The sequence below is a fragment of the Methylobacterium sp. 190mf genome, assembly GCF_900107945.1.
Taxonomy (GTDB): domain Bacteria; phylum Pseudomonadota; class Alphaproteobacteria; order Rhizobiales; family Beijerinckiaceae; genus Methylobacterium.
The window spans coordinates 26,142-46,088 of sequence record NZ_FNVI01000032.1 but is presented as its reverse complement, the minus strand read 5'-3'; the positions used below and the strand labels follow the sequence as shown (position 1 = coordinate 46,088).

Here is a 19,947-nt window from a genome sequence, read left to right as displayed (position 1 = left end):
ATCTAACCCTCGTCTACTCCGCGGCGGCCAGACGGATCGGGTGGGCGAGGGCGGACAGCGCGGTGCCCAGTTCCTCGTTGCTGCTCGAGAGGTCGTCGACCATGCGCGCCAGCTTGTCGGTCGTGCCGCTGAGATGCCGATCGATCTCGGTGACGAACTCGGCAACGCGATCCTGCTGCTGACGCACCTGCTCGGCGAACCGGGCGACCGCCTGGCCGAGTTCGGCGTCGACGTGCGCAAAGCGCTGCTCGTAGGCCTCGAGGGATTGCCCAGCCCGCTCGAGGTGACGCTCGAGACGCTCGGCCAGAGCGGTCGCCGCGCTCTGACCTGCGCGCAGGGCGTCGGCCGATTCGTGCACCGATCCGGCCATGGTCTCTGCCGCCCCGGCGATGCGCTCGGAGGTCTGGAGGAGGGGCTGACTGGCGCCCTGGATCGCGCGGGACGCCTGCGCGAACGCGTCGGCGGTCTCGCGCGAGCGGGCGGCGACGCCGTCCACGTGGCGAACCTGCCCGGCGAAAGCCGCCTCGACGGTGCGCAGTGTGCCCGACAGCGCGTCGACCCCGCCGCGCATTTCAGAGACGATCGCGGTCATCGTCCCCCGCATCGCCTCCGCGGCGTCGCGTGCGGCTTGAGCCGCGGAGGCCGCCGCCGCCGCGCCGGCCTCACGGGCCGCCCGCGCGGTATCCTCCGCCTGCACCGCGGCGCTGCGCTGGAGGGCCGCGACGGTCTCATTGAAGCTCGCGAGTTGGGCTCCGAGTTGGGCCGCCACCTGGCCCAAGCTGCGCTCAGCGTCGGCCGCCGCCCCGGAGACGGACCTTGAGATGTCAGTGACGGTGCCTGCCATCACCTGCGCTGCCGCTTCGGCGGACTGTGCCGCACTCCGCGAGGCCGCGGCACCGGACTCGGCGATCGCCCGTGCGCTGTCCTGAGCTTGGTTCTCGATGGTCTGGCGCAGCGCGCTGACGAGTTCGGTCAGCGCCGACATCTGTGCGTCCATACGCGTGGCCACCTGCGCCATGACTCCTTCCGCCTGAGCGGCCGAGTCGCGGACCGAGGCGGAGACATCGCCGATCGTGCCCTGCATGGCTCGGGCCGCGATCTCCGCGGACTGCGTCGCACTCTGGGAAGCCGCAGCGCTCGCCTCACGAGCCGCGCGCGCGCTCTCCTGGGCTTGGGTCTCGACCGTCTGGCGCAATGTGCCCACGACGTCGACGAGGGCCCGCATCTGTGCGTCCATGCGCTCGGCCATCAGCGCCACGGCGCCCTCGGCCTGAGCCGCAGAGGCACGGACGGAGCTTGAGACATCCCCGACCGTGCCCTGCATGGCCCGCGCCGCCTCCTGCGCGGCGAGCGCCGTGCTCTGCGCGGCCGCCGCCCCGGCCTCGCGGGCCGTGCGCGCGTTCTCCTCGGCTTGGCCCGCGAGGGAGCGTTGCAGCGTCTCGACCGCGGTGGTCATCGTGGAGATCTGCGCGTCCATGCGCGCCGACATCTGCTCCATCAACCGCTCAGCCTGGGCCGCCGAGCTTGCGGCCGAGGCTGCCACCGCGTCCACCGTGCTCCGCATCGCGGCCGCGGCGGCTTCAGCCGCCTGCTGCGTGGCACCGCTCGCCCGTTCGCTTGCGATCTGTGCCGAGCGGGCGCTGCCCGCGACACCATCCGCCAGCGCCGTCTGCAGCGCACCGATCGACTGCCCGAAGGCGGTGGTCTGACTCTCGAGCCGCTCGAGCACCCGGCCCATGGCGTCCTCGACCAAACCGGCCGCACCGCGCGTTGAGGCCGCGAGATTCTCCGCCACCTGCCGGTTGGCCATCTCGAAGGTAGCCCGCAACTCGCGCGCGACCTCTTCGAGGAGGGCGCGGCTCGTGTCGGCGGATGCGCCGAGGTTGGCCCCGGCCTGTGCGACGAGACGGTCGAGATTGGCCGCCGCCTCGGAGAGCTGCCGCGAGAAATCCTGTCCCGATCCGGATAGGTCGCGCTGGACCCCCTCAAGCGCACCCTGCATCGCGACGAGCGTGCCCGCGAGTTGCTTCAGCTCGGCGCCAGCGCTGCCCTGGAGATTGTCCTGGAAGCGCCGGAGCATCTCGTCGAGGCCACTCTGGCTCGTCTGGGTCAGCTGTCCGACCGCGGCGTGGAGGCTCTCGGTCATCGGCTGCACGGCTGCGGCCATCGCGGATTGAATGCCGGGCGTGACCGTATCACCGAGGCGCGTGAAGAAGCGCTCGCTGTTGATTTCCTTCAACTGGTCGCGCTGATCCTCAAGGATCGTCTTGGTCTCGGCCGCGATCGCTTGCGGTGGATAGAACAGCAGCCGGTCCTCCAGATCGCGGCACAAACCGTCGAAGCCCGTTTCGATCCAGATCGCGTAGCTCTTGAACACAAATGCGAGCGCGAGGGAGGAGCCGAGGCCCGCGATGGATGTGCCGAACTTGAACGTCGCGGCCGACAGAAGCTCATTGAGCGAGCGCGTCATCTCTTCAGCCGATCCGGCTCCGGTACTGCCAGCCGCCTTGTTGAGCGCGAAGACAAGCCCGATGAAAGTGAGGAGCAGGCCAAGGCCGACGAAATAACCCGGCACCGAACTCATCATCTTCAAGCCGAAGAGACGCTCGCGGGCCACGCCGATGTTGATGAAGCTCTGAGGCCGCATCGTGTTGCGGACTGCGCGTGGCTCTGGAACCAGCGTCTCGGCAAACTCGCCCCAGGCCGAACCGATCAGGTCGTTTCGTTCAAGCCGCTCCCGCAGCACATCGAAGGCCTCGGCTACTGCGCGGGTGTCGCCGGTCCGCTTCAGAACCCGTCGCGCGTCGGCGAGCGCCAAGCGGATCAGAAGCACGTGCGTGAGAAAGAAGGTGATCGCGAGCGAGGCGGCGACTTGAACGACGAGGGAGGCCAACGCAAAGGCGAACACGCGGTCGCTGACGCGCTCGTAGGTGCCGCGGGCCATCTCCTGGAAGACGTCCGCCAAGATGCCCGTGTTGGCGAAGGGCATGATGCGCGCCAGCAGCACACCTGATGCCGTGGCCAAACCGAGAAACAGGACCGCACGGACGAGCCCGTGCCAAACGACCGGACGCGCAAAGACGGCGTACACTGATACCTCCGACCGGTTTCAGAAAGCGCCCCGCGGGCGGCCTGCTGCACCGGTCTACACAACAGACGTCCCAGCGGGACACTCAGGTTGTGGGCTAGATTGCATGTCTCGGTTAAGTTGTGGCAGTTTTGCACCACGGCAGCGCTTGAGCGGCGGCCCGCATAAAACCTGACATTTCCATCGATGGCGTAAGCCCCATGCCGCCCCTGTCAATAGAGCTCTGCTGGACGCGGAACGGCTTTGGGAGCGGCGCGTAGAGATCGTGTGGGACGACATCAGGCATGTCGGTGTACTGAACCGCGATCAACTCCCAGTCTGACACGCCCTACCGGACGCCATCAAGCGCTCCGACTGGTAACGCGTCATAGAGATTATCGCACATGGCCTAGTCTCGTGAACACATCTCGGCCAAGTGGCAGCTCTCTTTACGCACCTCTGCATCAGGCTGCACATGGCGGCTCACGCGTAGAAACGGTTGAGAAGCTCGTTGCTGCGAAAGCGCAGCGCACACTGCAGAATGTGTCTGTATTTCAAATCAGATTTTTCCTTGCTCCTGTGAGAGCTATCGCGTCGAGCCGTTCATGCAAGTGATAGCGGCCCTTCCGCGCGATCCTGGTTAATCAAGCTGGTGATGTTGCAATGCGTCACTCCAGCCCCCGTGACTCATGATATCCGCTCTAAAATTATAGAATTCTATACTGCTCTTGCGACACTCGCGACATTTGCGACGGTTCTGGCGTCCAAACCGTGAACTGTCGCAGTTGTTGCAACTGTCGCACATGGCACCTTGGTTTCTGTGCGTCGTGCTTCAGCCATGCGCAGCCTCTTCTGGGTAGGCGCGGAAGGTACGAGGACGGGCGGCGACCTCCTCGACCCAGCCGTGAGCCTTGAGGATGTCGAGCGCTCCTTCAGCGTCCTTCTTCGTCCGGGTTGTGTTCGGGCCGAGCCGCAGCAAATCGCGAAGTTTGCAGGTCGCATTGGGCTGCCCTCGCATCCAAGTCAGCAGCGCTTCGGCCTGGACAAGCTTTGGGTCAGTCCGGCATGCGGTCTGAAGCCGCCGTGTCTCACTGAGGTACCAGGTCGTCAGCTCGATGGCGTCGGCCATTGTTTGACCGTTAATCTCGGGCGCATGCTTATTGGCCACGATCGCCAGCACACCCGCGATCCGGGCGGCATGCTCGGCCGCCTTTGCGGCAAAATCCCGAATCGGATGAAGGTCGCCCCTAGCGCCGCAGCGGATCTCAACCTCGTTGTAGAATGTGCACCAAAAGGTTTCGGCCGCTGTGCTCATCGGCATCTCACGCGGCGTCAAACCTTGTGCGCGGTCCTCTGGAACGGGCTGGCACGCCTCTAGCATGGATAGCAGCCGTTCGTGATAGCGACGAATCTGCTCCTCGCCATGCAAGCAAGCCGAACGGTACAACCGTGTTCCGGCGATGCTGTCTGGCGCTGCGGGCAGGATGCGCGAGTGCAGTCCCTGGTCCCGAAGCACAGGATCACTCAGGAAGCCGGCGGCTGCCTCGGGCTGGACCATCAGGTGCAACGCCAAGCGCCGACCCTTCAGGATCGACACGCCGTCGAGCGCACGGACGCGGGTAATCGGGGCCCCGTCCCACACGAGACTGAAGCCAGCCGCGGTACGAAGGCGATTCTCGGCTGCCATGTTGAAGCCACCTATGAAGCCGCCGCCCTCGCTGGCGAAGAGGCCGAGCGAGGGGTGCAGACCTGGCCAGTTCTTCACCAGCCCCTCAAAGGTCGGCTCAGCCGAGGTCAGGACCGGATGCAGCGGAGGCAGGGGCTCGGGTCCAAGATCGGTGAGATGAGCCTTCCGGTCCGCGAACCCGAGCTTGCGGTTGCTCTCGACCTTCTTTCTCTCCGCGGCCCATGCAGCGTGCTCGATGATCCAATCCTGATGCGCGCGGGCGTAGCTCTCCTGAAGGTCATTCTCTCGCCGCGTGACTGGCCGGAGGGCCTCCCGGTCCGAGCTAGTCTTCCTCTCGCCCGTGCCGGCGATGGACAGCAAGAACAGACTGAGCGGACGGCGCTGCCCATAGGGCATGCGGACGTCTGCCACGGCCTGCGCTGCCAGGGAAGCGACACCGAGCACCGACTGGGCAACGATCGCCGGCGGCGCCTGAACCTTCCTGGAAATCGCTTCGACTGCCTCCGCGAGGATCGGACCCAGCGCGTTGATTGGATAAGGCTCGGCTGGCGGGAGCAGCGGAAATAGTGGCAAGCGCTCCGGCCCAGTATTCCGCTCCCCGGCATCATCGTCACGAAGCTGATCGTGCTCTTCCTCGGCGGCGAGCTCCAGCCGCTCAAGCTCAGCCGCAAATTCAGCGGCGGCGAAGTGCTGCGCTCTCATCGGCGGGCGTCCGAATTCGAATGAGGAAGGGGTGCGGTAGACGGCTGCCGCCGCTTGCGCTCACGCTCGGTTTGCTCAGTCAGGGCGCCGAGCAGGTTCAATGCGGCCCTAAACTCGGCTGCGGCGCATTTCATCGAGTATCGAAGTCCGGCATCATCCCGCAGGGCGGCGTAGTCGCCGACCATGTTGGCGCGCGTGGCCACTGCCGCCATCAGCTCTGCGATAATGGCCCGGAGCTTGTCCGGGTCCCCAAAGGCGTAATTGCCGGGGTCGAGGGAGGAGGCGCTCATTCGCGCCCCCAACAGTCAATAGTCGTGAACGGCAGCTCAGCGAGGACGCCGGTCATAGACGGCACCAATCCAAAGCAGGCGATAATATAGGGGGCTTGCCGAGATGCCTCGGTTGGCGCATAATTCTCAACGCGATCTTGCCGGACGCAATTTGAGAGACCCGCCGTCGCCCCGCGATGCGCGGGTTTCTTCATCGCTCAAGCAGCCTTTGCCAAAGAGTTGGGATAGCTGTGGATGCTGTCCGCCAAGATCAGGGTTCTAGCGCCGGCATTGATGGCGCGCAGCTTCTCCTTCGCGATCAGATCGTTGACGGTCGTCCGACCGGCGCCCAGCACGTTGCAGATCACTGGGATCGTATAGTCAAGATTCCCTATTGACGCGCGCGAGTTCTCCGCGCCGCCTTGAGCCGAGCAGTTCATGGCTTCACCTAATTATTGCCGACATCGTCTTCGCGCGGGATCAGTGGAATATTGAATATTCGCGCGTGCGGCGCAGCCGCAAATTCAGTCCTGAGAATTCTGGGAGGAACGAGCTCTCATTTTCACGGAATTATCGGACCATTTCGTAGACCGCGGCCCGCGTGGTCCTGTGGCCAGCGCTCCTCAATCCCTTGCGTACATCAACGTGAATGTTATCTGCGAGCTTTCACTCAGAACGCCGCTTTCCACCCACCTGCTGCGCCTGCACCGAAGCAATGACTGCAGACGTCCTGAGAGAGGCATCCCGAGGTCCTTCGGCATGCCATCGTTGCTCGAGCATATTTTCGCTGGCCATAAATTAAGCGCCTGTTTCAAGTGAGGCGAGGAAGCGACGCACACTATCAGCGGTGATAATCGTTCGGCCACCTACCTTTAGAGATTGCAATTTTGACTTAGCCATAAGATTGTACACTGTAGTACGACCAAGTCCGGTCACGTAGCAAGTTTCAGGAATCGTGTAAGCGAGCTTCTCCATCGGCGCGCGCAGATTTCCTGCTGCGCCTTGAAACTTGATGTTCATGGCTGCACCTTGATTTTGCCGGCACCACGTATCCCGACGGGTGCACACGGATGATCTCGGATCTTTTGGTACGTGTCGAGCACGATATACTCCGCTCTATAAGAGCGGAGCAAAATATTCCTTTTTGTTCAGACTCTTAGTCCAACCTAAAGGATATGCCGTGGTGAGCCCGCTTTAATCCCTGTTCTCTCCAGGATTCTTGGACGATGCGCCGGTGTTGGGAAATCCTGCGAGCCGGATCGCACACCGCCGACGAACTTCGTAACGGTGAAGATTGCCGGAGGGTCGTCACAGTACCGAACGGTAGGCCTGAAGCAGATTTAGTGAGAACCGCAGCCAGATCCGTGGCACTCTCAGCTCGCTCACCTTCAGACGGGGCGCCTCGATCTGTTTACACAGGTCAAGCCTGATTGCCCCCCACAACACCTTCTGCGGGAACGAGTGATGGCACCTCGGGTGAGGTCTAACCTTGATGCTGATCTGGCGCGAGCGCTGCTACTTCCACCCGATCGACTGGAGCGAGCCGTCGATCATGATCCACTGCCCTCGCGCGCTCGGCTGGTGCGAGCGGTGCCGTTGCCCACACGGCAGACCATTCATCACCTCGGCGAAGGACGCCGGTGGGACCGGGATGTCTGCGCATAGTGGGCGGCGACGGCGAGATCCTGCCGGTCCAGCCGGCCGCCGAGGACCTCGGCACGATCGCAGCGACCAGGGTGGCGCTGGCCACGATGCACCGCGACCGCGACACGCGCAGCAACGCGGATGCGAACTTCATCGCGCTCTGCCAACGCTGCCATATGCGGCACGACCGGCCCGAGCATCGGCGGCGACGCTGGCGCACGCTGTTCTGACGCGGTGCCCTGCGCGGTCCATTACCAGGGCTACAGCTCACCCTAATCACGAATTTACGGTTGAAAATTCGAAGGCCTGTTTCGCCTGGAGACGAGACAGGAGCATAAATGCTGAAGGGCGAGGCGAAATTTCTTTCTCGTGCAGAGTGTTACATAGCAGCACGAGCCGCTGAGCCTCCCCTCAAGCTAAATCGCTGGCTGCTTGTAATCAGGTGATGGCGCGGTCCTTTGCTGGGACGCAACGCATAAGCCCAGCATGTCGCTGGCGGCTGTGTCCCTTAACAAGGGGACAATTAGATGTTCGAGTCATGTAACGCCCAACCTTGGAATGAGGCGAGCACTGACGTCGATGAAGTCGAAAGAACCAAGCTCGGATTTCTCTCAAACGATGAGGATGAGACCCGCGAGCAGCGCGACCGGCCGCTGACCTTCGTCCGGCGATTGGGCCGCGCGCACATGGAGCGCCTCGGCCTCCTCACTGGCGATGAGAGGCGCGACCAGGCGCGGGCCGGCATTTTGGCAGCAGGTGTCGTGGCCCACCAGGAAGAGGGTGCCGTTTCGGTCTCTTTCAACAGCAACCACTACTCCGGTCGCGCTCGGTACTCGGGATTGGGCTACAGCTATCGCATCGTCACCGGGGTCATCCGGGAGTTGGCCGCCGCGGGGCTGATCACACTGATCAAGGCGCCCGTCGGCCGGAACGCGGCCAAGGGGTGGCAGTCCACATACACGCTAACCGATACGGCGCTGACGGCAATCGGTGATCCGGTCTTGGAAGTGCATCCGGGCGAACCTCTCCGGATGCGTAACGGAAAGAAGCGTCTCGTCTCCTACAGGGAGACGACCTTCACCCGCGAGCGCCGTACCCAGCTTAACCTCGTCAACGGCATGCTGGCGCGGCTGGAGATCGGTACGCTTAATCCCAGGATCACTCAGCTTTCGGATCGTTGGATCCTGCCGAACCCGCGCCCCGACGGTCGCGGCGGGCTCAGACCACTCCAGGTGCGTTCCGACGCGCGGTCGGTGCACGTCGTGCACAACAACGAGGACTGGGATCAGAATGGCCGGATGACCGGGCTGTTCGTCCAGCAGCTGTCCAAGGCCGAACGCGAGCAGCTCACCCTCGGCGGCGAAGAGGTGCTGCTGCTGGATTTTCGCTGTTCGCACCTCGCGATCGCCTACGCGCAGGCCGGGATCCAGCTCACTGGAGACGCTTATGCCATCCCCGGCTGGGAGGATGAGCGTGCGTTCGTGAAGCGAGCCACGAACACAGCTATCAATTGCGCCAAGGGTCGGCGGCAGGCCATCAACGCCATCGCGCACGTCTTGGCCGGGCGAGCGGCAAAGCCCTATGGCGGCACTCGCCAAGCCCCGGAGAAGGTTCGACTGAGCAAGGCACACCGGCGGAAGGCGGCCGCGGTGCTTGATGTCATCGAGGCGCACCACGCCCCCATCCGTGAGGCTTTCTATTCAGGCAAGGGCCTGCGTTTCATGAGGATCGAGGCGGACGTGATGCTCGCCACGATGCTCGCAGCGATCGAACGAGGCATCCCCCTGTTGCCGGTCTACGACGAATTCGTCGTTCGGGCTCGGGATGCCGAGGACGTGTACGACTTGATGGCGGCGCACTGGCGCGCGGAGGTGGGGTTTGAGGCGGTGATCGATCGGCCGGCATCAGCCATCGATCCCGCACAGGGTGCAGCGTTATTACAGAATGGTACAGACCAGGGGGCGCAAGCATGTCCCCCGTGCCCCGCGCGGGTATTCTCGCTCGCCTTGCCAACAGCTTCTCCGCTTACCGCGCCGGCCGTTGCTGTCCCCCCTGGTTACCCCCCGGCTACTTAAATTTGCCCAGTCAAGGTTTAAGGACGTGCGTTCCCGACCACGGTTATGCCGCGTGCGAGACCCCAGTTTTAGGTCTTGCTTGATTTCCGGTCGGGCGATGCTGGGATTAGCCGCTGGGCGATCTCTCGGTCACGTCGGCCCTCGCGCTCGCCGGAGTATGTGCTCGATCAGCAGCCCCCGGGCTCGGCATAGACAGTCTCAGATGAGCTGAGGGAAAAGCGAACGATCTGAAGGTTCATAGGTCCTTCGTTCTGTTGTTAATTCCACAAAGCACCCACCCAACACGTCGAGGACCCGCCGGGCATTCCAACGAAGTGGGTCGATTTTCTTCATACCCTTAAGGTAAGGTCCATGCGTCCTGACCCAGTGGTGGTCCTGGCGTGTTGTCCTTGCTTTCCTACAAGGACAACTCCGATGTTCGTTGACCCCATCCCCCAGAATCATGCGACTCGCTCAGCTCCGGTACGCAAGCCGCGCTTGCCCCGGGAGTTGAGCCAGCGCCGACCACAGCTGCCCCCCGCGGAGTGGTACCGTGACCTTGTCGTGGCGATGCAGCACCCGTTCGTGGTGCTCTCAGGCAAGCGCGAGGGGCGACGTACGATCGGCGTCGCCTTTGAGGAGAGCAAGCGCGGCTTCTTTGTTCGCGCAACGGCGCTCGACGGCGCGACCGGCGTCGCCACCATCGACGATTGGGACATCGTGATTTTCGCGGTGTCCACGCTGATGGAGGCGTTCAACGGCCCGGGCGAGCAGAGCCTGCGCACGCTCAATCCCGTGATCACGTTCAAGCCCCGGGATTTACTGGCCGCGATCCGGCGACCTAAGGTGAAGGGCAGTGCGCCGATCGAGCGCCTGGAAGCTGCGCTGCAGCGGCTGGTGAACACGCGGGTCCTGCTCCTTCGACGCGGCGAGGAAGATCGGGAATTCACCCTGCTCGAGACCTACCACCGGGGTCGGGCCACGACGGACGACCTTCATCCGAGCTGGAGCATGACGGTTCCTCGCTGGATGCTGAAGGAGATCACCAAGCCGGGCGGACCGTTCGTCGCTCAGGTCAACCCGGCCTACTTCGACCTGAGCGGCTCTCCCCTGATGCGCGTCGTCGCACGGTGGGCGGTGGCGTACCGACGCTACGAGCCCGGTCCGCCAGCGTCGATCCGGCTGGTGCGCGCTTACAAGCTGTCGGGCATGAACAGCTGGTCGAGGTTCTATGATCGGCTGGTCGAGATTGTCACCGCCGACCCGCTGCCCGACCACACCTTGAAGCTGGCGAACACCGAACGGGAAGACGGTGGCGAGTTGGTGATCGATGTGCGTCCCGGGAAGGCTCGCAAGAGCCGTACGCCACCGAGCACGCCCACTGCACCGACGCGTCCGGTGGAGATGTCCGTCGCACCCGGATGCGGGCTCTTGGATGACGAGATCGACGAGATCGACCAGCCGGTTGAGCTGCGGCTCTGACACGAGGACCGCAACTCTGCGCTGGCCGCTGTCAGGTTCATCCCTGAGTAACCGGGTCCGAAGTGCCCAGGACCTTATTTTTCAGCAGGGGGTGAAAATCGTCCAAAACCCCTTCTCTTTGAGCCGCTTACGATGCCCCGTCGCGCGAAGAACCACATCCCCAACCCGATCGACCGCCACATCGGCAAGCGCATGCGGCTGCAGCGGATGATCCGCGGGCACACGACGTACAGCCTCGCCGAGGTGCTAGGGCTCAATGAGCGCACATACCGGGATTACGAGACCGGTGCGCTGCGGCTGAGCCCATACCGGCTGGTGCAGATCGCGCGGGCGTTGTGCGTCGAGCCGGGTTTCTGGTTCGTGGGAGCGCCAAGCGGCGTGTTCGAGCCAAGTCCGCCGATCGACATTGGCAGTATGGGCGACGGTGACACGCGCCGGCTGCTGCGGGCATGGGACGCTATCACCGGCAAGCCGAGGAAGCACCTGCTCGGCATCGCGTTGGCGCTGCCACAGCTTTCATCAAGAACAGGATAAGCCATTGATTTCCCAACGTTTTTTATAAGATCCTTTTTTCCGAACTTAGGAACTAGCACGAGAGCTTATGACCCGCCGCTGATGTGCGCTCGATGGATTGGCCATTCCGGTTGACCCTGTGCTCCAACATAAGCGGGTAGGACACGACGATGATTTCGGAATTCTCCACTCAGCAAATCTTTATAAAGTTCGGCGGGAAAAATCTGGCCGATCAGCACGATGAAGCGGCAATACGTTCGTGGATCAGTGCTGCGTTGAATGAAATTTTTGGAGACTCATGGCGGATAACTGATTACGAGTTCAGTGTTAGAATACCTGCACGTAGCAACATATTCGTCTTAAAAGAAGCGATGAGCCATGAGCTTAGGAAGTTTCGTCACCTCGAAGGCTTGAATTTTCGGATTGACCTTGGAGAAAATCTTTCTGGAAGGATTTAATAAATACCTACGTAAAAATCATAGTCGAACGATGCAGTGACCAAAGTGGATAAGCTACGGGCATACAACCTGAAGCCCAGCACCGCGGCTGGGCTTCAATGAGGCGCCCCGGGATTTTGAGACCAGCACAAGCATCTCCCTCGGCTGAGCGTCTCAACCGGCGAGCAGACGTTCCTCAGCTGATACACTCAAGGCCTCCGGAATTTACGACGAACCTGTAATTTCCAGAACGCTTTTGCGGGCACACCCGTTTTCCCAACGCGTAGATTTTTCGGATTTTGAAGGCTGCGCTACCTTATCGGAAGATCACCCCGGCAGCACATCAGTTTAGTTTTACCGGAGCGAATGCAATTATGTTAGTTTGACGTGCTAAAGCTCCGGTCTGGCCAACATGGTATTCAGACACATGCATCCCGACAATAGCTTATCGCAACTCAGGACTGGCTAGACAACCAGCGCTCACTCGGAGTCTAATAAAATGCATGTTCATTTTCGAAATAAAGAATTTGTGAGGATAAGCTATAATACCAAAAAATCGCAAAGAGGCGTGCATTCTTGTGATGTTGAAGAATTTCTTCAATCTATATTTCGGGAAGTTTTTCATAAATTTGAAGAAAATGGGACTGACTCATTCGGCTACGACTTCATTGTGATGGCCACTGAGGGCTTAGACACGTTCGAAGCGTTTGTAAGGCAAGCTGTAACGTCGCGCTTTCCCGGAGTAGCCATGGATATCAGCCCATACGAAATATAAGAAAAATTGCCCCTGACAGATAATTCCCGCGCGTTCAAATTGAAGGCCTCGCCCCCGACGATCAGGATGCGAGACCCATGACAACCACTCGACAGAAATTCCGTATCAGAGACACGACGCCGAGCGAGTTCCCTCGGCTGACCGAGTTCGTCGTGGAGAAGCTCGTGGGCGGCACATGGTCGATGTGCGTCGTCGGAGACAACCTCGTCGCACGTCGAACCCAAGAGCAAGCTCAGGCTCTTGCCGATCGGCTGGAGCGCGGCGAGGACATCTCTGAGGACATGAAGCGGGTGCCGGTTCGGTGGTGGGACAAGCCTGGGTTCGACCCATCACGGCCGGTCCTGGCACGACGAGCGGCCACGCACGGCAGAAGCGATGAGGGAGAAGATGTCAGCAAAGCGCTCCCACGACACCGAGGCTGATGGCATGGATTGGTTCGAGCGGCTCACTGGGTTTCGGGAGACATCGTACACGGAGACGCAATCCCGCTTGTCCGTGATCGACGGACGGCTGCACAGCCGAGGCACGGACCGAACTTACGCGGTCGGTACGCTAACGCTGCCGTCCTTGGCCGAGTTGCGGACCGCCGCGGCTGCTGTTCGCCAGCCCGGCCGGCTGCAATTGTCTATCGCCGAGGGTGACGTACGGGAAATGCACGGCCATCCACAGAACCGCGGGGCACTTTTCCAGGTCGCCAGCCAATTCAACATGCTGGAGATGGTCGGCCCCACCGTGACGCCGGAGGATGGTGTCACCCGCTACGAGCACGATCGCACGCAGGGGCCGGCCTGCGCCATGGCAGCGGGCGCGGCTACGATCTTTCGCAACTACCTCGTCCCAGTATCCGGCGGGGTCGGACAGGATGCGGACCGACAGCTCGATGGCTTGGCCGATCTTAGCGCAGCACTGGCGCAGCGCCTCGATGTTCCGGTTGAGAAGCTATGGACGATGCGGAACGGCTACGTCCTGCCCACAAGCCAAGGGTTGGCCGCGGTAAACAATCATCTCCGGACGGCAGATACCGAGACGCTGGACGAACTGCGCGGGCTGCTTCGCGTCGGGCTGCACGCGGATGTCGAGGTCACGGACGGACCGTCTCCGGGCCCGCTCGCGAGCCAAATTTTCTGCTCGGCGTTGCCCGTGGCCTACGGTCGGCTGCCGCCATCAACGTGGGCGCCGTTCGCCAGCCTCGTGCTGGAGGCAGCCTACGAGGCGACGCTACTTGCTGCCCGGCTGAACGCCGCCCGCGGTTCGTCCGACCGCGTGCTGCTGACGCGGCTCGGTGGGGGCGCCTTCGGCAACGACGATGCGTGGATCGACCAGGCTTTGTTGCGTGCGCTGCAGTGTGCCGGCTACGATCTCGACATTGCCGTCGTCAGCTACGGGCCGCCGTCACGGAACCTGCGGGACCTTGTGCAAAAAGCGAATGAAGATCTGGGCTCAGGTGGAGGAATTCTTCACCAGTAAAATCATTCACGATGCGCATCCAAGCATTGGGAGAGCAATTGAGCTACGACCTTGGGCAATCCAAAGCGAAGATTGGACAAGCCGCGCCCGCAAGCTGAGCACCTTTGGTGTTTGATCCCGCGGTGTGGTGGTACGGTTGACCACCATGCGGCGAGGGATGCGCTATGGGCCAAGCGTTGGACTTCGTTTATCAGAAGAGCCAGAGTTGAAGCCCATTCCCGCAAGGGAGCACGAGAGCGGTGCGGTGAGCCCGTGCCGAGCAGTGGCTTCATCGTCCAGTAAGAAACCGGCGTCCGTCAGTTCCTGGCTAATGACCGCGCTAACAGCGTGATGTCGATGGCCCCGAAATTTGCGACAAACCTCAATTTCCCAGAAGCAAGCCCCCGCCCACCCCCAGTCTTTGCCCGACACGCAAAGTTTTGGGCTTTCGGAGGCCGAGCAAGGTCCTGGGACGGGCCGCAACGTCATCGGCACATGGCGTTCGGTGAGAAGGATTTTAGCCGACCGACCAAGCCCTACCAATTTTCCGACTCGTTGTTTGAAGATGCCCTTGCTCCAGCCGGTCAACCGGTTCGTCAGCACTCGGTGAGCCGCGGCGAGCGGCAGGAGCAACCAGGCGCTTACACATGACCGACACGAGATCCGATGCCGACACCCGCGCCAAAATTCCTTGCTGCGGATAAGACCAATCCGGAATTCCCGAACGTGACCGCTTGGGCGGTCGAGGAGTTCGTGAATGGGAATTGGTCGCTCTACTTGGCCGATTACACGCCAGTGTTCCGGCCCACTCGGGAGCGGACCTAGGAACTGGTCGACCGGCTGATCCGGGGTGAGGATATCTCCGACGCGCAGAAACGGGGGCCGGGGACGGCTTCGTGGAAGTGCCCAGTCTGAGGTGCCCGGGCACCAGGGGTAGTGTGAATAGGAGATGCAGCCCGACGTAGACCAGGCAGGTCTCTCGCCATCCAGGACGGGGACGAGGCGGCACGCCTCTGGTTACCAGGCGGTGCTGGTGAGAGCGCCTCACATGCAGGATTGGAAATAATATAGCCAAAAACCAAGCCTTGACTAACGCATGCTAACTATTATGAATTGAGATAGGCAAATTTCATTTTTACCCTCGAGTCGCTCTAATCTTGTTTTGATACGGTTTACAGTTCTAGTGAATCCATAGCCATTCCTTGGATCACGAAGCTCAGCTTCAATACCTCCGCAGAGTTGACGCAGTGATGAAAATTTATCTTTTCTAGTGATTTTTTCAGCAATTTCGACAATTATACGATCTATTTCCGCCTCGCGAAAAATGTTCTTTTCCATTTTCTGCCGCCGCGCATTTTCAAAGGCTGCACCTTGAATACGCTTTTGTACACTTTTTGATACTTTGCAAACAAGAATTCCGCTAACCAACCCATTGATGAGATCGTCAAAATCTTCTACAAGACCGATGTATCTCTCTTTATCACAATCTCGAATCGAGAGTAGTAGGCTTCTAATACTATCTCGTCCTACTATGATACGGGCCGTCGCTCTGATAGATTCTATGTCATCATAATCATCGATTTGCCCGTTAATATCTTTTACGCTGATATCTTCGCATATTTCGTTTAAAAAATATTCCAGATCAACCAGAATGTTATCTGCTCTTGCGACCTGTCTCTCTTCAAATGAGCCATCCATCTCACGCCTTTTTAATCTACCACTCATAGCCGTATCCTAATTAGTGAGCGCAAAGTTGCGACCAGGCATCCATCAATTCGCGCCGCTTGGCGAATAAGTCGGCGCGCCGGTACGCCGCCTCAACCTTGCTCTCGATCGCGTGCGCTAGCGCCGGCTCGGTAACCTTGCGCGGGAAGTGAGTGGTTTCCGAATCCCAATCTTTGAAGCTCGACCGGAAGCTGTGGACTGTCAGATCATCTCGGCTCATCCGACGGAGCAGAACCAGCATCGCCATGTTGGACAGCGGCTTGCCGCGCTTGCCGCCAGGGAAAACGTACTCGTTGACCCGCACGGCAGCCATTCGGCACTCAGCTAGGGCAAAACGATCCAGGCTGCGCCGAATGGCGTCGCAGAGAATGAAGATAGTTCGCGCCACCGCACTGCGCGGCAGAGCTATCAGCTTGGCGAAGGCCCATTCGATCGGGTTGAAGTCAGGCGAGTAGGCAGGGAGGTAGAGGAGCCAGGCGCCCACCGCCTCGATCTTCTCGCGGATGCCGCTGACCTTGTGAGTTGGCAGATTGTCCATGACGACCGCGTCGCCGGGCTGGAGCGTTGGAGCGAGCACGTCGGCCACGTAGGTGCGGAAGGCCTGCCCGTTCATGGCGCCGCCGAGCAGCCAGGGCGCGGTGATGCCGCTGGCGCGCAGGCCTGCCGTCACGGTCGTGGTCTTCCCGTGGCCCTGCGGCACGCTCATCCGGCAGCGTTCGCCCCGTGGAGCGCGCCCGTAGCGCCGGGCCATGGCGGTGTTGGCTGCGGTCTCGTCGATGAACACTAGGCGATCCGGGTCGAGGTCGCGTTGGCCCGCAAACCACGACTCACGCGCAGCTCTCATGTCCTCCCGGTCCTGCTCGGCCGCGTGCCGCGTGCTTTCTTTCGCGAGATGCCGTGGCGCTTGAAGAAGCGCGAGAGGCTGCTCTGGGACACGCAGACGCCGCGCTCGGCCAGAGCCGCAAGCAGCTCATGCAGATAGATCCCGGGCTGCGCCTCGTAGAGGGTCAGGATCAGGCCGGCATGAGCCTCGATCCGATGCGAGCGCTGATCGCCGCCTATCGGCCTGGGCGCAACCTGGTCCTCACGGGCGAACTGCCCGCACCAACGGCTCGCGCTTGCAAGTCTGACCCCAAAGCGTTCGGCCGCCTTGTGCCGGGACGCGCCGGCCTCAACAGCATGGACCACGCGCACCCGCAGATCGACGGACAGGGCTGAGGACATCGGCGCTGTCCTTCGCCGAACAACCCATCACCCAACCAGCTGTTTCACCACGCTCGGATGGCGCTCTAAGGGCCGTGAGGCGAAGACGAGCCAGATCCTCGAAAAGTCCGTGAGATTTCAGGATTACGTCCGCAGGGGCTTGGCACGGGTCGAATAGGCCGTGACATCGATGCAAGCGATGCCGTGACAGCGCGGAATGCATGACGCCAAGTCCCGAGCTCGTGTGCGAGGGGTAGATAACTGCCCCCGCACCCTCACCGGTAATGCGGGTCGGCCCGCACCGCGACAGTGGCGCTCTGCAAGCCAAACGTCTTGCGCAGGAGGTCGATTATCTCCCGCCCATGCAGTCGCCGGTCGGCGTAGAGCACGAAGCGCCGGGCCGGCACTTCGTAGACCACCCGCCCGCGTGGCCAGTCATCATATTCACTGACCGCGATCTCGGCCGGCAGGCCAGCCGCACGAAGGGCGGGCGCGCTCAAGGCCTGCCACGCCTCCCAGCGCTCGTAGTGCCCGCCCGGGTGGGTGAGACAATCGCCGTAGGGCTCGGCCTCGGCTAACACGCTGCGATCGAGGACCAGGCAGTCCGCCACCCGCCAGAGGATACCCACCGCCGGGGCGGTCGGCGCTTGCATGGCTCTAGGGCTCAGGACGAGGCTCACAGCAGCACCCACGGCTCACCGTCGGCCAGCCGCCGCACCGCCCCGAACCCGTCCATCTCCGCGTCCCAGTTCTCGCCGTGCACCGGAACCACCGCCTTCGCCGCCATCGCCGCTGCAAAGGCGCGTAGGTCCGCCGGTGCGGCGTGCCCGGAGCTGTGCAGATGGGCGATCTCGGCACCGGCCGCCCGGCACCACTCCAGCGGCTCGGCGTGGTAGGGCGTGACGAGGTAGCCCCGCCACATGGAGTAGTTGAAGGCGTCCGCCGCCGTTGGGACTAGCCCGGCCCGGGCGTAGTCGCGCATGAGCGATCGGCGCAGCATCACCACCGCGTTCTCTGGCATGGCGCGGGCGGCAACCCCATGGGTGGCCATGCAGGCGACGAAGTCCTCCCGGCCTCGGCCCGCGTAGAGCCCGCGCAGGCCGGCGGTGACCACGACCTTCAGGTTCGGGAAGCCCGCCCGCGGCAGCCGCGTGCCCTCCGCGATCCGGTCCAGGACATCGGCGGTGTAGAGATCGATCACCAGGGTCCGCCCGGTGCGCTTGGCGGCGCGGTACAGCGTCACCGTGCGGTCGACGTTCTGGCCGGACCACGCCACGAACACCCGGCCGGTTGTGCGCCGAAATAGGGCTACGAAATCGTCTTCGAGCGCGGCCTCGGTCATCACCGGCTTATCGGTGCCGAGATTGGTGCCCTCGCAGACCAGAACGTCGATATCCCGCGGCGGTCGGGCCATCAGAGCGTCGACGAGGTCGGCCTTGCGCCCGTGCCGGCGGAAATCGCCCGTGTAGAGGATCCGCCGGCCGGCGCCTTCGATCAGCAGCATGTAGGCGTCGAAGGCGCTGTGATCGGTTAGGATCGGCGTCACGGTGAACGGGCCGACCGCAAACGGGCCGCCCCGGCTCGTCCAGGTATCGAGGTCTCGCGTGAGCGGCTGGCGGGAGACCTCGCCGGTGATGGCGATGAGCCGGGCCGACGCCGCCCCGGTCCAGACCGGCCAATCCGCGGGCAGCTCGTGCAGCAGCCCATGGTGATCCTGGTGGGGATGGCTGATCAGCACGGTGGCCGGCGTGGACCGGTCGAGGCTGTCCGGCAGGAGGCCGGTGGCCCCCTCCGGCGCGTCCAGCGGACGACCGGCGTCGAGGATCAGACGGGCGCCGTCGGGATGGGCGATTTCGATGCAGCTGCCGCCGATCTGATGGGCGCCGCGATGGATGGTCAGGCGCAGCGGCATCAGAGGCGGATCTTGGTGGCGTCGCCGATGAAGCGCACCGTGGGGATGTGCTGCTCAAGCTTGGCTCGGTGCTTGATCCAGCGCTCCTCCTCGCGCTGCCCGGCGTCGAAGCCGAACACCACCAGGCCCACCTGCGGCTCGGCCCCGAGGTGCAGCCGAGCCTCGCCGGCGCCGACCGCCTCAATCAGCGGCGACAGCGGCCTGGCCCACCCCATCGCCTTGAACGCCACCAGATTGGCCGCCACGCCAGCGAAGCTCGCTTCCACGATCTGGCGCTGCGCGGCCAGGACGAAGCGGTAGGCCTCGACCTGGCGACAAACCGGGGCCGGTTCGTCGCCCAGAGCGCGCAGTTCGCCGTTGGCGTAGGTCTTGGCCTCCCAGAACACCAGCCGGGCGTCCGACCCGTCCGCCTCGACGGCGGCGAGATCGACGCGCGGCGCCGTGTAGGTGTGCGCCCCGACAGTGTGCCGGCCGGGGAACGCGACCTCGACGTCGATGACGGCGGCGTTGCGCACGGCGATCTCATGACAGCCGCGCTTCTCGTCGCCGGCAAACAGGGCCGCCGCCGTCTTGAGCTTGGCCAGGGTGGTCGGGCCCTTGTAGCGGTCGACCAGGGCTCGTTCCAGCAAGGCCGCGGTGTCGAAGGTCCCGTCGGCCCGGAGCGGCACCTGGCCGGCGAGCGCCGGGTCGAGCAGGAACTTCTCGTGCGTGGTCACCCGCAGGGCACCGTGCGGGCAGGTGACGGTGAACAGGGCCTGCCCGTGCCAGTAGACGTTGAGGCTGCGCCCGCGGGTCGCGATGACGAGGCTCGGATCCTGCAGCACGTCGCGCCACCAGCCCTCGCGCCGAGCCTCCTCGCGTAGGGCCGCCACAAAGGCAGTCGGCAGCGCGTGGTCAAAGGTGGCGGAGGCCATGATCGTATCCCGGTGCGTGTTCCCCACCTCCTATATTCCCGCAAGGGTGGTCGAGAATTTACAGCGCTAGCGCAGAAAGTGTGATCGATGCATCGGCGCCACACCCGGCTGCCCAGC

General features: G+C 62.7%; 15 protein-coding genes and 1 pseudogene. 6 read left to right on the top strand and 10 right to left on the bottom strand.

From position 1 onward, the window contains the following. Positions 1 to 13: 13 nt before the first annotated feature. The 5 genes from zorA to C4T42_RS27345 all read right to left on the bottom strand — a co-directional run bounded on the left by zorA (position 14) and on the right by C4T42_RS27345 (position 6,745). Positions 14 to 3,091: an anti-phage ZorAB system protein ZorA gene (gene zorA, locus C4T42_RS27365; RefSeq protein WP_103986228.1), complete on the bottom strand. Its 3,078-nt coding sequence runs from the start codon at positions 3,089 to 3,091 to the stop codon at positions 14 to 16. Between the two features lie 808 nt (positions 3,092 to 3,899). Continuing rightward, positions 3,900 to 5,456 (bottom strand): YfjI family protein, encoded by a 1,557-nt coding sequence (locus tag C4T42_RS27360; RefSeq protein WP_103986227.1) that lies wholly within the window; start codon positions 5,454 to 5,456, stop codon positions 3,900 to 3,902. Then, positions 5,453 to 5,746: a hypothetical protein gene (locus C4T42_RS27355; protein WP_103986226.1), complete on the bottom strand. Its 294-nt coding sequence runs from the start codon at positions 5,744 to 5,746 to the stop codon at positions 5,453 to 5,455. The genes C4T42_RS27360 and C4T42_RS27355 overlap by 4 nt, the downstream gene beginning before the upstream one ends. Before the next feature lie 197 nt (positions 5,747 to 5,943). Further along, positions 5,944 to 6,165 carry a helix-turn-helix domain-containing protein gene (locus C4T42_RS31650; protein WP_146074052.1) on the bottom strand — a complete coding sequence of 74 codons (222 nt, stop codon included), beginning with the start codon at positions 6,163 to 6,165 and terminating at the stop codon, positions 5,944 to 5,946. A 358-nt stretch (positions 6,166 to 6,523) separates the two neighbouring features. Further along, a complete protein-coding gene (locus C4T42_RS27345; protein ID WP_210202153.1) occupies positions 6,524 to 6,745 on the bottom strand; it encodes a helix-turn-helix domain-containing protein in 222 nt (73 codons plus the stop codon). A gap of 644 nt (positions 6,746 to 7,389) precedes the next feature. Here C4T42_RS27345 and C4T42_RS32915 point away from each other — a divergent pair. The 6 genes from C4T42_RS32915 to C4T42_RS27320 all read left to right on the top strand — a co-directional run bounded on the left by C4T42_RS32915 (position 7,390) and on the right by C4T42_RS27320 (position 14,097). Then, positions 7,390 to 7,599 carry a hypothetical protein gene (locus C4T42_RS32915; protein WP_348529880.1) on the top strand — a complete coding sequence of 70 codons (210 nt, stop codon included), beginning with the start codon at positions 7,390 to 7,392 and terminating at the stop codon, positions 7,597 to 7,599. 297 nt (positions 7,600 to 7,896) lie between these two features. Next, on the top strand, positions 7,897 to 9,444 hold the full coding sequence (locus tag C4T42_RS27335; protein WP_103986223.1) for a hypothetical protein: 1,548 nt from the start codon (positions 7,897 to 7,899) through the stop codon (positions 9,442 to 9,444). 549 nt (positions 9,445 to 9,993) lie between these two features. Further along, positions 9,994 to 10,905 (top strand): replication initiator protein A, encoded by a 912-nt coding sequence (locus tag C4T42_RS27330; protein WP_244603293.1) that lies wholly within the window; start codon positions 9,994 to 9,996, stop codon positions 10,903 to 10,905. Positions 10,906 to 11,037: 132 nt separating this feature from the next. Beyond that, positions 11,038 to 11,439, top strand: a complete 402-nt coding sequence (locus tag C4T42_RS27325) for a helix-turn-helix transcriptional regulator (RefSeq protein WP_103986221.1) — start codon at positions 11,038 to 11,040, stop codon at positions 11,437 to 11,439. Between the two features lie 149 nt (positions 11,440 to 11,588). Beyond that, complete coding sequence (locus C4T42_RS31645) at positions 11,589 to 11,876, top strand: hypothetical protein (RefSeq protein WP_146074051.1); 288 nt, start codon at positions 11,589 to 11,591, stop codon at positions 11,874 to 11,876. Between the two features lie 1,180 nt (positions 11,877 to 13,056). Continuing rightward, a complete protein-coding gene (locus C4T42_RS27320) occupies positions 13,057 to 14,097 on the top strand; it encodes a hypothetical protein (RefSeq protein WP_103986236.1) in 1,041 nt (346 codons plus the stop codon). A gap of 1,068 nt (positions 14,098 to 15,165) precedes the next feature. On the opposite strand, the gene C4T42_RS31640 is transcribed toward C4T42_RS27320, so the two are convergent. From C4T42_RS31640 to C4T42_RS27300, 5 genes and pseudogenes are all read right to left on the bottom strand, one after another. Further along, positions 15,166 to 15,801, bottom strand: a complete 636-nt coding sequence (locus C4T42_RS31640; protein ID WP_146074050.1) for a hypothetical protein — start codon at positions 15,799 to 15,801, stop codon at positions 15,166 to 15,168. 313 nt (positions 15,802 to 16,114) lie between these two features. Next, positions 16,115 to 17,025, bottom strand: a pseudogene (locus C4T42_RS27315) (IS630 family transposase); the annotation flags it as partial. A 254-nt stretch (positions 17,026 to 17,279) separates the two neighbouring features. Then, positions 17,280 to 17,657: a hypothetical protein gene (locus tag C4T42_RS27310; RefSeq protein WP_103986220.1), complete on the bottom strand. Its 378-nt coding sequence runs from the start codon at positions 17,655 to 17,657 to the stop codon at positions 17,280 to 17,282. 23 nt (positions 17,658 to 17,680) lie between these two features. Then, positions 17,681 to 18,916 (bottom strand): MBL fold metallo-hydrolase, encoded by a 1,236-nt coding sequence (locus tag C4T42_RS27305; protein WP_103986219.1) that lies wholly within the window; start codon positions 18,914 to 18,916, stop codon positions 17,681 to 17,683. Further along, complete coding sequence (locus C4T42_RS27300) at positions 18,916 to 19,830, bottom strand: hypothetical protein (RefSeq protein WP_103986218.1); 915 nt, start codon at positions 19,828 to 19,830, stop codon at positions 18,916 to 18,918. Before C4T42_RS27300 ends, C4T42_RS27305 begins: the two co-directional genes overlap by 1 nt. Positions 19,831 to 19,947: the final 117 nt, after the last annotated feature.